Origin of the sequence: Proteus genomosp. 6, assembly GCF_040139785.1 — a bacterium.
In the GTDB taxonomy this organism is placed as follows: domain Bacteria; phylum Pseudomonadota; class Gammaproteobacteria; order Enterobacterales; family Enterobacteriaceae; genus Proteus.
The window spans coordinates 104,127-117,172 of the sequence record NZ_JBEEVJ010000006.1 but is presented as its reverse complement, the minus strand read 5'-3'; the positions used below and the strand labels follow the sequence as shown (position 1 = coordinate 117,172).

Below are 13,046 nucleotides of genomic sequence, written 5' to 3'. Positions count from 1 at the left end.
TTGAAAACACAGTTATCAGCTAATGAGATAGCATGATAATCTGCACAACATCATCAATAATTTATACGCCGACATTATGTCGGCGTTATCTCATGCCGAGGCTTGTAGAATGAAAAAAGTATTATTTGCAGTGTGTGCGATGACATTATTTAGTAGCCAAGCCGCTTGGGCTGATGCACGTCAGGATTTGCAACAACGATTAAATAAAGTAAATAGTTTTCAAGCAAACTTTAGTCAAACCGTGACCAGCAACGAAGGCTCACTTATCCAAAAAGGGGAAGGCAGTTTAAAAGTACAACGCCCTGATTTGTTTAATTGGCACATGACAGCACCGGATGAGAGCACATTGATCTCTGATGGTAAAACATTGTGGTTTTACAATCCTTTTGTCGAGCAAGTTACAGCAACTTGGTTGGAAAGTGCTACAACCAATACGCCTTTTATGCTGATCGCCCGTAATGACAGTAAAGAGTGGCAAAACTATGACGTGAAACAGTCTGGTGATCGTTTTGAGTTAACACCTAAAGTAGAAAATAACTTAAAACATTTTACGATAACTGTATTACCTAACGGACAAATTCAGCAATTTGCAGCTACAGAACAAGACGGTCAAGTAAGCAATTATCAATTGACTGCACAGACTGCCGCGCCAATCGATGCATCCGCGTTTCGCTTTACTCCTCCTGCGGGTGTGACTGTGGATGACCAACGTCAGTGAGGATATTTTGAGTAATTTATCACTCGATTTTTCACGCAATGAGTTCCAACCTTTAGCCGCAAGAATGCGACCTGAAACGTTGGAACAATATATCGGACAAACTCATTTACTTGCCGAAGGTAAACCATTACCTCGAGCGATTAAAGCAGGTCAATTGCATTCCATGATCTTATGGGGACCTCCTGGTACGGGTAAAACTACCCTTGCTGAGATCATTGGTCGCTATGCACAAGCTGATATAGAACGATTATCTGCGGTGACATCGGGTATTAAAGAAATTAGAGAATCTATTGAAATTGCGCGCCAAAATCGCAATGCAGGGCGTAGAACGATCCTGTTCGTTGATGAAGTTCATCGTTTTAATAAGAGCCAACAAGATGCCTTTTTGCCTCATATTGAAGACGGTACAATCACTTTTATTGGCGCAACAACAGAAAATCCCTCTTTTGAATTAAATTCAGCATTGCTATCCAGAGCAAGAGTTTATTTATTACGTTCATTAACCGAAGCTGATATTGAGCAAGTGCTACAACAAGCGCTGGACGATCCTGAACGGGGTTTAGGCGGACGTAATATTATTCTGCCAGATGATACACGCAAAATGATTGCACAATTGGTTAATGGTGATGCGCGCCGTTCATTAAATTTGCTTGAAATGATGGCGGATATCGCTGAAGTTGATAATCAAGGAAAACGAGTATTAACACCAGCATTACTGACAGAAATCAGTGGTGAACGAAGTGCTCGTTTTGATAATAAAGGTGATCGCTTTTACGATCTTATTTCTGCATTACATAAATCAGTCAGGGGATCAGCGCCTGATGCTGCTCTTTATTGGTATGCAAGGATCATAACAGCCGGCGGTGATCCGCTTTATGTTGCTCGTCGCTTATTGGCGATTGCGTCAGAAGATGTGGGAAACGCCGATCCTCGTGCTATGCAGGTGGCAATAGCTGCATGGGATTGTTTCACGCGTGTTGGTCCCGCCGAAGGTGAGCGCGCTATTGCTCAAGCAATTGTATATCTGGCTTGTGCTCCCAAAAGTAATGCTGTTTACACTGCATTTAAAGCAGCCATTGCTGACGCTAAAAGTAAACCTGATTATGATGTACCTGAGCATTTGCGTAATGCACCAACAAAATTAATGAAAGAAATGGGGCTTGGTGCTGAATATCGCTACGCTCATGACGAGCCTAATGCTTATGCTGCTGGTGAGGTCTATTTTCCTAAAGAAATGGCTGATACACAGTACTATTACCCAGTGAAAAGAGGGTTAGAGATCAAGCTTGCAGAGAAATTAGACTGGCTTACTCAACAAGATCAAAATAGTACGACAAAACGCTATCGCAAAATGTAAAGATGCGGTAAGGTTATTCAATTATCATTAATTTCTTAACTATGCCTTGTCTCAGATATCTTTTTTATAAGATAGGAGAGAAGGTTTTTATTAATCTATCAATAAGCACAGGATAAGCATGCTCGATCCAAATCTACTGCGTAATGAGCTAGACGCGGTCGCCGAAAAACTGGCTCGCAGGGGATTCATCCTCAATGTGGAAAAAATTCGTCAACAAGAAGAACGCCGTAAGGTGTTACAGGTTGAAACTGAATCCCTGCAAGCAGAACGTAATTCCCGATCGAAGTCCATTGGTGCGGCAAAAGCGCGTGGTGAAGATATTGAGCCACTTCGTCAAGAAGTTAACCTGTTAGGTGAAAAACTTGAAGCTGCAAAAGCCGAACTTGAAGTGCTTCAAGCGGAAATTCGTGATTACGTTTTAACTATCCCAAATATGCCAGATGATGCTGTTCCAAATGGCAAAGATGACAGCGAAAATGTTGAAGTTTCTCGTTGGGGCACACCAAAAACTTATGATTTTGAATTAAAAGATCATGTGACTTTAGGTGAGCTAACAGATGGTTTAGATTTTGCTTCTGCGGTAAAAATTACCGGTTCACGTTTTGTTGTGATGAAAGGTCAAGTTGCACGTTTACATCGTGCTATTACACAATTTATGTTGGATCTGCACACAGAAGAGCACGGCTACCAAGAAATGTATGTTCCTTACTTGGTTAACCACGCAACTCTGTACGGTACAGGTCAGTTACCTAAATTTAGTGAAGACTTATTCCACACTAAACCGTTAGAAGAAGAAGCAGAAAGCCAATACGCACTTATTCCAACAGCGGAAGTGCCTGTGACAAATATGGTAAGAGACGTCATTCTTGAAGAAGACGACTTGCCATTGAAAATGACAGCTCACACACCATGCTTCCGTTCAGAAGCAGGCTCTTATGGTCGTGATACTCGTGGTTTAATTCGTATGCACCAATTTGATAAAGTTGAGCTAGTTCAAATCGCTCATCCTGAAAAATCAATGGAAGCATTAGAAGAGCTGACTGGTCATGCTGAAAAAGTACTGCAATTACTGAATCTACCTTACCGTAAAGTGGTACTTTGCACTGGCGATATGGGCTTTGGTTCACGTAAAACTTACGACTTAGAAGTTTGGGTACCAGCTCAAAATACTTACCGTGAAATCTCTTCATGTTCAAATATGTGGGATTTCCAAGCACGTCGTATGCAAGCACGCTTCCGTTCTAAAGGTGATAAGAAGATCCAGTTAGTTCACACTTTAAATGGTTCGGGCTTAGCAGTAGGTCGTACTTTAGTCGCAATTATGGAAAACTATCAAATGGCTGATGGCCGTATTGAAATTCCAGAAGTGTTACGCCCATACATGAAAGGTTTAGAATATATCGGTTAATTATTATCTAATTAATTGAGTATTAATAATTTAACCCCCTGCTTAGGCCGGGGGTTTTTTATTAACTGTAGTAAATATTTAACGCTATTTATTTGTTTTTTATAAGTCATTAAATCCACAATATTTTATTTCATCAGAGTTAAATCTCAATAAAGAGCGTATCAAAAATAATTTAATTCTAAGGTATGTCTTTTTTGTTTATCTCTTTTTCATTCCTTGCTTGACAATTTCTCATATTGACATTAACTTGGATTTCTAGATGTTTAGCCGTCTAGATTTCTATTTAATAGGTGAGTTGATTAAAATGATAACACTAAAAAATGTCAGCAAAATTTATCAGCGAGGGAAAAAGCAAACTATTGCTGTTGATGATATTAATTTGAATATTGAGCAGGGAGATATCTTTGGCATCATTGGTTATAGCGGTGCTGGGAAAAGTAGCTTAATTCGTTTATTGAATCGCTTAGAACCTGTAACAAAAGGAGAAGTGATTGTTGGTAAATACAATATTACTACCAGTAGTGAACGTGAGATCCGTAAAATCCGCCACTCAATTGGTATGATCTTTCAACATTTCAATTTGCTATGGTCACGTACAGTTAGAGAGAATATTGAATTCCCACTTGAAATTTCAGGGGTAGATAAGAAGCAACGTTTTCAACGTGCGAGTGAATTAATGGAGTTAGTTGGGCTTGCTGATAAAGCTGATGAATATCCATCAACATTAAGTGGTGGGCAAAAACAACGTGTTGGTATTGCTAGAGCGCTGGCAAATAATCCTGATGTTTTATTATGTGATGAAGCAACATCTGCATTAGATCCAAAAACAACACAAACAATTTTAGCACTACTCGCTGAAATTAATCAAAAAATGAATATTACGATTGTGTTGATCACGCATGAAATGCAAGTTGTAAAAGCGATATGCAATAAAGTAGCCGTTATTGAGCAAGGAAAAATAATTGAACAAGGCGAAGTAGTAAAAATATTTAACCAACCAAAACATAAAGTGACACAACAGTTTTTATCACAATCAGTACATGTAACAGATAACAGTGATGATATTGAGAATATAAAGCAGCAAAGCACAGTAATAAAACTGTTACTGCAAGAGGGTAAAAAATATGACTATTTACTTTATGATTTAATTTCTAAATTTAATGAACCAGTTAATTTAATAAAGGGCAGTTTTTCACAAGAAAACGGGTTTATTTATTTACAGCTAAATAATAAATCGGATGAAATCATCCAATATCTTGAGAATAATAAATTTGATATAGCGGTCGTGTGATATGGATGAAATACAAAGTTGGTTTAATAGCTATTTACCTCATTTAAAACTCAATGTACTCGGTGAAGAAACATTAAATACATTATATATGACACTGGTTTCTGGTGCATTATCCTGCTTATTAGGGATCTTAATTGGCGTGGCATTATTTTTAACAGCAAAAGAGGGTTATAAAGAGCAACTTTCTATTTATCGAATACTCTCATTTATTGTAAATATTTTTAGAGCCGTTCCTTTTATTATTTTAATTATTTTATTGTTCCCTTTTACTAAATTAATTGTGGGAACCATATTAGGTGTTAATGCAGCGCTACCTGCATTAGTGATTTCAGCAGCAGCCTTTTATGCCAGACTAGTTGAATTAGCATTACGTGAAGTAGACAAAGGTGTTATTGAGGCAAGTCTTTCAATGGGCGCTAATTTGCCTACGTTAATATTTAAAGTGTTATTACCAGAATCATCACCTGCACTTATTTCTGGCTTAACTGTCACGTTGATTTCTTTAGTGGGTGGAACCGCAGTTGCAGGCGCAATTGGGGCGGGTGGACTAGGTAACTTAGCTTATTTAGAAGGATTCCAACGCAGTCATCTTGATGTGGTTTGGGCTGCGACTTTAGTGATTTTATTTATTGTATTATGCATTCAGTTATTAGGAGATAGTGTTGTAAGAAATATAGATAAACGCTAATTAAAGAATTAATTCAATTAAAAATCAAATTTAAAAAAATAAGGTTACAATAATGAAACTAACAGTATTTAAAAAACTGGGGTCACTGCTACTTATTAGTCTAGTGCTCTCTGCTTGCAAACCATCAGATGAAAAATCAGAGAATAAATTAATTATCGGCGCATCAAGTACACCTCATGCAGAAATTTTAGAATTTGTTAAACCGCAATTAGCAAAAGAAGGGCTAGAGTTAGATATTCGAATTTTTAATGATTATATTATTCCCAATCAAGCATTAGCCGAAAAAGAATTAGATGCTAACTTTTTCCAACATGTACCTTATTTAAATAAAACACTAGCAGATCACCCTGATTGGAAATTAATTTCTGCGGGAGCTGTACATATGCATCCATATCGTTTTTTCTCGCAAAAATATAAAAGTCTGCAAGATTTACCTAACGGTGCAAAAATGATTAGTAGTAATAACTTGGCACAACATGGACATATATTAAAACTATTTCAAGATGAGGGCTTAATTAAATTACGTGATGGCATCGATCCTGATGACTCCACAATTGATGATATTGTAGAAAATCCTCGTAATATTAAATTCTTATTCACCTATGATGGCCCATTGTTGCCACAAATTTATAAAAATGGTGAAGCAGATGTCGCTTCTATTGATGGGCACTTTGCCATTAATGCTGGGCTAGATTTAAGCAAAGAAGTAATTTATACAGAGCCTGCGGCTAACAGTAAGTTTGCCAATGTGGTTGTTATAAGAGAAGAAGATAAAAACGATCCGCGTATTGCTAAATTAATGGCACAACTAAAAGCGCCTGAAACCAAAAAATTTATTTTGGATACCTTTAAAGGCGAAGCAGTTCCTGTTCCATAATTAGTTTATTTTTAAATTAATGTATCAAAGAGTGGTGTAAGAGATTATGCCACTTTTTTGTTTTTTATAAGAGGGATTATAAAAAGGTTTTTAATAAAGAAATGACTATTTAACAAAAATATAACGCAATCCGCCATTGGTTAAACCGATCACGGCAGATCCTATTTATGCTGTTAAATTAGACCTATCACTCGAATTTACCCCCGTTATTTTATGACGTTTCTATTTAATTAGAACCCTACAAAAGAGCATATTCTATGATAGTTTCTAAACAGCAGTTACATCAATTAATAAAAAATAAATTACATCATGCAGGATTGAGTGAGTCTCATGCTGATACGGTGGCTGATGTCTTAGTCCATGCTGATGCCAAAGGTATTCATTCTCATGGTGCTGTGCGTGTGGAATATTATGCAGAGCGGATCAGTAAAGGCGGTACAAATACGGCGCCTAATTTTACGTATACTGAAACGGGACCATGTAGCGCTGTATTTGATGGAGATAATGGAGCTGGGCATGTTGCAGCGAAAGACGCAATGGAACGCGCAATTAAAATGGCACAAGAGAAGGGAGTTGCAGTTGTTGGTGTAAGACGAATTGGTCATAGTGGCGCGCTATCTTACTTTGTTGAACAAGCATCGCAAGCAGGCATGGTAGGTATTTCGTTGTGCCAGTCCGATCCTATGGTTGTTCCTTTTGGCGGCTCAGAAGTCTATTACGGCACTAATCCTATCGCTTTTTCAGCGCCAGGAGTTGGCGATAAACGTATTACATTTGATATGGCGACAACTGTACAGGCATGGGGCAAGGTACTTGATGCGCGCTCGCGTCATGTCGATATTCCTGATACTTGGGCTGTCGATGAAAGTGGTAAACCTACGACAGATCCCTTCGCAGTAAAAGGTTTATTACCTATTGCGGGACCTAAAGGTTATGGTTTAATGATGATGGTTGATGTGTTGTCTGGTATTTTGCTGGGGCTTCCTTTTGGTAAACATGTCAGTTCGATGTATCACGATTTAACTCAGGGGCGAGAGCTAGGGCAATTACATATTGTTATTAATCCTGCTTTCTTTACTGATGCCTCATTATTTAGAGAACATATCTCACAGGCTATGGGGGAGTTAAATGCAATTAAGCCAGCTCCTCATGTGGAGAAAGTGCTTTATCCTGGTGAGAATAGTCAAATAGAAGAACAAAGAAGTGAAAAAGAAGGTATTGAGATTGTTGATGAAATTTATAATTATTTAATATCTGATGCACTTTATAATAAATCTTATGATAATAAAAACCCGTTTGCGGGTTAATGATGTAAGCTATGTATTCTAGATAATAAAAAGCAGTAGGATTTACGCTCTACTGCTTTTTTATTTAAGTAAGCTAATGCTAAGAATTAACTGACTAATTTACCAATATTGGATTCAGCGGTTTTATTAAGAGAAATCGTTCCATTTCCACCATTTCCACCATTATTTCCTTGGTTGCCTACATTATGGTGATAAAAAACGTCACGATAAGAGCCATACATCGCAGTGTAAGAAAGAGGAATAGTAATTAATAACCCTAAACCAAATGGAATAATACTCACTACCAGAATAAATAGCAGTAAAATAAAGAAGAAGAATCCACCCGCTAAATTTATTTTTACTGCCGAAAGGCTCGCTTTAACAGCAGGGAGCGCTTTATAACCGTTTACTAATACCAACGCAGGGACAAACCAATATGCAGCAGTACTAATTGTACCAAAAATAGCAATAATAATGATAAATAGAGTAAAACCTGATGTGTTATCTGCCATCATTTCAGCAATAATTTCTTCAGAATAATCACTAGAAGCTGCATAGATAACGTCCATCATGGCTGCACCAGAGATAATAACTGCGAGAATAATCCCAAACAGCAAAATAAGGAAACTAATGCCGTAAGCGCCCATTATACTTAGATAGCGTTTGTTATAAAAACCAAAGAATAGATTATCAACGTCCATCCGTCGGGTTTCATATTGCTGATGGGCAATGGCAATAAGGCCTGTAGCTAATACAGTAGTAATAAAAGGTGATATGATTGGACCTATTAGCGGAATAAATCCAAGAATGGTCGATATAATAAGACTAACGATAAAGTAGATAATAATAACGCCTACCCACATCCAAAAACGTTCTTTTATTAAATCCCATCCCAGTCCTAACCAACGTACTCCGCCTGAGGCACCTCGTGCTTGAGGAATAGGCGTAAATACCTCTTGAGGCTCTGTTAGCGATGAATTATTGTCTTGTTCCATTTCCTGTACCTTAATCCCAATATCTTTAGTTTATAAATATAAGATTTCTATAATATCTTTTTGTTTTGTTATTAATCAACTGTATTCAACTTAATATAGGTTAAGGATAATCTTAGAATGTATATTTTTACTTGTGAGGACAGACATTCTTTAATTAATACAAAATGATTTAAATAATTTAAGTTAACTTCATCTCATTAAAAAATAACTTTATTTGTTTTGAATATTTTTAATTATATAAAAACAAAAAAGCAGCGCTTTAATGCGCTGCTTCTTAAATTAATCTTAAGTAGAAAAGCTTAGTAGATCACTTTATGGCCATAAGATTCAAGAATTGATTTTACATTTTCCATCGTCTCTTTTGACGGTGGATGAATGCCATCTAGCTTGTATTCTTCTCCTAAAGCTACCCATTTATGTTTGCCGAGTTCGTGGTAAGGAAGAAGTTCTACTTTTTCGATATTTTTCATATCTTTAATAAATTCGCCTAAACGATGAGCAGAATCATCATCATCAGACCAACCCGGTACAACTACATAACGAACCCATGTTTTTTGGCCTCGTTTTGCTAAATAACGTGCGAATTCAAGTGTACGCTGGTTTGATACACCAACGAGCTTTTGGTGGATCTCATCATTGACTTGTTTTAGGTCGAGCATCACTAAGTCAGTGGCATCCATTAATTCATCAATAACGGGATCATAACGACGAACAAAGCCATTAGTATCTAGGCAGGTATGGATATTTTCTTTCTGACAAGCACGAAACCAATCACGTACAAACTCTGCTTGCAAAATTGCTTCGCCACCTGAAGCAGTAACACCGCCGCCAGAAGCATTCATAAAATGACGATAGGTAACCGCCTCTTTCATTAGTTCATCAACTGTGACGATTTGCCCACCATGAGTATCCCATGTGTCACGGTTGTGACAATAGAGGCATCTCATTAGGCATCCTTGAAAGAAAACAATGAAACGTATTCCGGGACCGTCAACAGTACCGCAGGATTCAAATGAGTGGATACGACCAAGTACGGACATAACAGGGTTACTCCAAAACTGTCTAATAAAAAGGCCCCAAAGTAGGGGCCTTTATTCTAAGCGATTTTATCTACTTTCTCAGTAAATAAATGCATATAGTTATCTTTATTACATTGTTTGTGTAAATGTACGGGTGATAACGTCTTGCTGTTGCTCTTTAGTCAGTGAGTTAAAGCGAACTGCATAACCAGAAACACGGATAGTTAACTGAGGATATTTCTCAGGATCTTCCATTGCTTCTAACAGCATTTCACGGTTCATCACGTTGACGTTCAGGTGTTGACCACCTTCGATGCCCGCTTCGTGGTGGAAGTAACCATCCATCAGACCCGCAAGGTTTGCTTTACGAACATCATCATCTTTACCTAATGCATTAGGTACGATTGAGAAGGTGTAAGAAATACCATCTTTCGCATAAGCAAATGGCAGTTTCGCAACAGAAGTCAGAGAAGCTACCGCACCTTTTTGGTCACGACCGTGCATTGGGTTAGCACCTGGTCCGAATGGTGCACCTGCACGACGACCATCTGGGGTATTACCTGTTTTCTTACCGTAAACAACGTTTGAAGTGATAGTCAGGATTGACTGTGTAGGTACCGCATTACGGTATGTACGCAGTTTCTGAATTTTCTTCATGAAACGTTCAACTAAGTCACAAGCGATGTCATCTACACGAGAATCGTTGTTACCAAATTGTGGGTATTCGCCATCAATTTTAAAGTCAACTGCTAAGCCGTTTTCATCACGGATTGGAGAAACTTTTGCATATTTGATTGCAGACAGTGAGTCAGCAGCAACAGACAGACCTGCGATACCACATGCCATTGTACGATATACGTCACGATCATGAAGTGCCATCAGAGCTGCTTCATAGCTGTATTTATCGTGCATGTAGTGGATAACGTTCAGCGCAGTTACGTACTGAGTTGCTAACCAATCCATAAAGTGATCCATTTGGTTCATCACAGTATCGAAGTCTAATACTTCGTCCATGATTGGAGCATGTTTTGGACCTACTTGGATTTTCAGTTTTTCGTCAACACCACCATTGATGGTATACAGTAAGGTTTTCGCTAAGTTCGCACGAGCACCGAAGAACTGCATTTGTTTACCAACAACCATTGGGCTAACACAACATGCGATTGCATAGTCATCGCTGTCGAAGTCAGGACGCATTAAGTCATCATTTTCGTACTGGATTGAAGAAGTATCGATTGAGACTTTAGCTGCATATTTTTTGAAGTTGATAGGCAGTTGTTCTGACCACAGGATGGTCATGTTTGGTTCTGGTGATGGACCCATTGTGTACAGGGTATTTAAGAAACGGAAAGTATTCTTAGTTACCAGAGTACGGCCATCTAAACCCATACCTGCTAAAGATTCTGTTGCCCAGATTGGGTCACCAGAGAACAGTTCATCATATTCAGGAGTACGTAAGAAACGAACCATACGTAATTTCATGACTAAGTGGTCAATTAATTCCTGAGCTTGTTCTTCTGTCAGTAAGCCAGCTTCAATATCACGTTGGATGTAGATATCTAAGAAAGTAGATACACGACCAAATGACATTGCAGCACCATTTTGAGATTTAACAGCGGCTAAGTAACCGAAGTAAGTCCATTGTACTGCTTCTTTTGCGTTTTGCGCTGGGCGAGAAATATCGTAACCGTATTTCGCAGCCATTTCTTGGATTTGACCTAAAGCAGCGTGCTGCTCTGCGATTTCTTCACGCAGTTGGATAGTCATTTCCAGATCTTCGCCTTTTTCCATTCTTTCTTGTAAAGAGGTGAATTGGGCAAATTTATCTTTACGCAGGAACTCAATACCATACAGTGCAACACGACGGTAGTCACCGATGATACGGCCACGACCATATGCATCTGGTAAACCTGTTAAGATACCAGATTTACGGCATTTCATGATGTCTGGAGTATAAACATCGAAAACGCCTTGGTTGTGAGTTTTACGGTAATCAGTAAAGATTTTTTTCAGTTCTGGGTCCAGCTCACGGTTGTAAGCGTGGCAAGAACTTTCAACCATACGGATACCACCGAATGGGATGATCGCACGTTTCAGAGGTGCATCAGTCTGTAAACCTACGATTTGTTCTAAATCTTTAGAGATATAACCTGCATCGTGAGATGTGATAGTTGAAGCAACAGAAGTATCAAAATCAACCGGCGCATGCGTGCGGTTTTCGATTTTGATGCCTTCCATAACTTGTTCCCAAAGTGTATCAGTTGCTTTAGTGGAACCTGCTAGGAAAGATTCGTCGCCTTCATATGGAGTGTAGTTTTTTTGGATAAAGTCACGAACGTTAACATTGTTCTGCCATTCACCTTCAGAAAAACCTTTCCATGCTTCAGCAAATTTTTCATTTAAATCAGACATGATACTTCTACCTTTTTACAATGGAACTTAAGAAATCAGTCATACCTGCGTGGATTAATGTTTATCGCCACGCAGATGCATTAACCAGTATACCAAACCGACTAGGACTGCTCCGCCAATAATGTTACCGATAGTGACAGGTAATAAATTGTCAGCGAGGAAATTCGAAACTGTTAAATCCGAAAATTGTTCGGGTGATGCACCTACTTTAGTCCAGAATTCTGCGGGTGCAAAATTCTTAATAACAATACCTAAAGGGATAAGGAACATGTTAGCGATACTGTGCTCAAAACCACTAGCAACGAACATACCGATAGGTAAAATTAATGCAAAGAGTTTATCAATTAGTGTGCGACCTGCATAGCTCATCCAAACTGCAAGACAAACCATTAAGTTAGCTAAAATACCTAAACAAACTGCTTCAATAAAAGTGTGTTCAACTTTATGTTGTGCTGTTTGTAAGACATTAAGCCCCCAAAGCCCATTCGCTGCCATATGCTGACCTGCGAACCACATTAAGGCGACAAAAAAGAGTGCGCCAACAAAGTTACCAAGATAGACATTTATCCAGTTTGCAAACATTTTGCCCCAAGATATACGTCCAGTTGCTTTAGGAATAATAGTAAGAACAGTAGAGGTGAATAAGTCAGCGCCACAAACGACGACGAGCATTAACCCCAGAGAGAAGCAGATCCCACCGACTAATTTAGCCAGCCCAAATGGAACAGATGCGGTACCTGTAGTAGCAGTAATATAAAAAACAAAAGCAATTGATATAAACATACCCGCGGTAAATGCAGATAAGTAAGTCGTTGGAATATGTTTATTTGCTTTATAACAACATGCATCATCGGCAACTTTTGCCATATCTGCAGGTGATAATAAATTAAAAGGGCTGTCAGCTTTCATACTAACACTCTCTTATATGTTGGAATAATTATAGCACGCAATAATAGTAGCAAAGGGGCTTACTTCTAAAATTGATATGGATCATG

Annotated in this window: 11 protein-coding genes; 7 read left to right on the top strand and 4 right to left on the bottom strand. The window is 38.4% G+C overall.

Features of this window, described 5'->3' with window-relative positions; translation table 11 throughout:
* Nucleotides 1-109: 109 nt before the first annotated feature.
* The 7 genes from lolA to allD all read left to right on the top strand — a co-directional run bounded on the left by lolA (nt 110) and on the right by allD (nt 7,646).
* Nucleotides 110-718, top strand: coding sequence for an outer membrane lipoprotein chaperone LolA (gene lolA / locus ABN212_RS09605; RefSeq protein WP_109373511.1), 609 nt, complete (start codon nt 110-112; stop codon nt 716-718).
* A 7-nt stretch (nt 719-725) separates the two neighbouring features.
* Nucleotides 726-2,075 carry a replication-associated recombination protein A gene (locus ABN212_RS09600; protein WP_198620527.1) on the top strand — a complete coding sequence of 450 codons (1,350 nt, stop codon included), beginning with the start codon at nt 726-728 and terminating at the stop codon, nt 2,073-2,075.
* A gap of 118 nt (nt 2,076-2,193) precedes the next feature.
* Complete coding sequence (gene serS / locus ABN212_RS09595; RefSeq protein WP_109373512.1) at nt 2,194-3,483, top strand: serine--tRNA ligase; 1,290 nt, start codon at nt 2,194-2,196, stop codon at nt 3,481-3,483.
* Nucleotides 3,484-3,787: 304 nt separating this feature from the next.
* Complete coding sequence (locus ABN212_RS09590; protein ID WP_198620495.1) at nt 3,788-4,774, top strand: methionine ABC transporter ATP-binding protein; 987 nt, start codon at nt 3,788-3,790, stop codon at nt 4,772-4,774.
* Between the two features lies 1 nt (nt 4,775).
* Nucleotides 4,776-5,462 carry a methionine ABC transporter permease gene (locus ABN212_RS09585; protein ID WP_198620496.1) on the top strand — a complete coding sequence of 229 codons (687 nt, stop codon included), beginning with the start codon at nt 4,776-4,778 and terminating at the stop codon, nt 5,460-5,462.
* Between the two features lie 52 nt (nt 5,463-5,514).
* Nucleotides 5,515-6,339, top strand: coding sequence for a MetQ/NlpA family ABC transporter substrate-binding protein (locus ABN212_RS09580; RefSeq protein ID WP_198626163.1), 825 nt, complete (start codon nt 5,515-5,517; stop codon nt 6,337-6,339).
* 257 nt (nt 6,340-6,596) lie between these two features.
* Nucleotides 6,597-7,646, top strand: coding sequence for an ureidoglycolate dehydrogenase (gene allD, locus ABN212_RS09575; RefSeq protein ID WP_349443162.1), 1,050 nt, complete (start codon nt 6,597-6,599; stop codon nt 7,644-7,646).
* A gap of 86 nt (nt 7,647-7,732) precedes the next feature.
* Here allD and ABN212_RS09570 read toward each other — a convergent pair whose 3' ends face one another.
* The 4 genes from ABN212_RS09570 to focA form a co-directional block, all read right to left on the bottom strand.
* Nucleotides 7,733-8,620: a BPSS1780 family membrane protein gene (locus ABN212_RS09570; RefSeq protein ID WP_349443161.1), complete on the bottom strand. Its 888-nt coding sequence runs from the start codon at nt 8,618-8,620 to the stop codon at nt 7,733-7,735.
* 299 nt (nt 8,621-8,919) lie between these two features.
* Nucleotides 8,920-9,660, bottom strand: a complete 741-nt coding sequence (gene pflA, locus ABN212_RS09565) for a pyruvate formate lyase 1-activating protein (protein WP_023581312.1) — start codon at nt 9,658-9,660, stop codon at nt 8,920-8,922.
* Nucleotides 9,661-9,768: 108 nt separating this feature from the next.
* Complete coding sequence (pflB, locus tag ABN212_RS09560) at nt 9,769-12,051, bottom strand: formate C-acetyltransferase (RefSeq protein ID WP_198620500.1); 2,283 nt, start codon at nt 12,049-12,051, stop codon at nt 9,769-9,771.
* A 54-nt stretch (nt 12,052-12,105) separates the two neighbouring features.
* Complete coding sequence (gene focA / locus ABN212_RS09555; RefSeq protein ID WP_100159566.1) at nt 12,106-12,960, bottom strand: formate transporter FocA; 855 nt, start codon at nt 12,958-12,960, stop codon at nt 12,106-12,108.
* Nucleotides 12,961-13,046 lie beyond the last annotated feature (86 nt).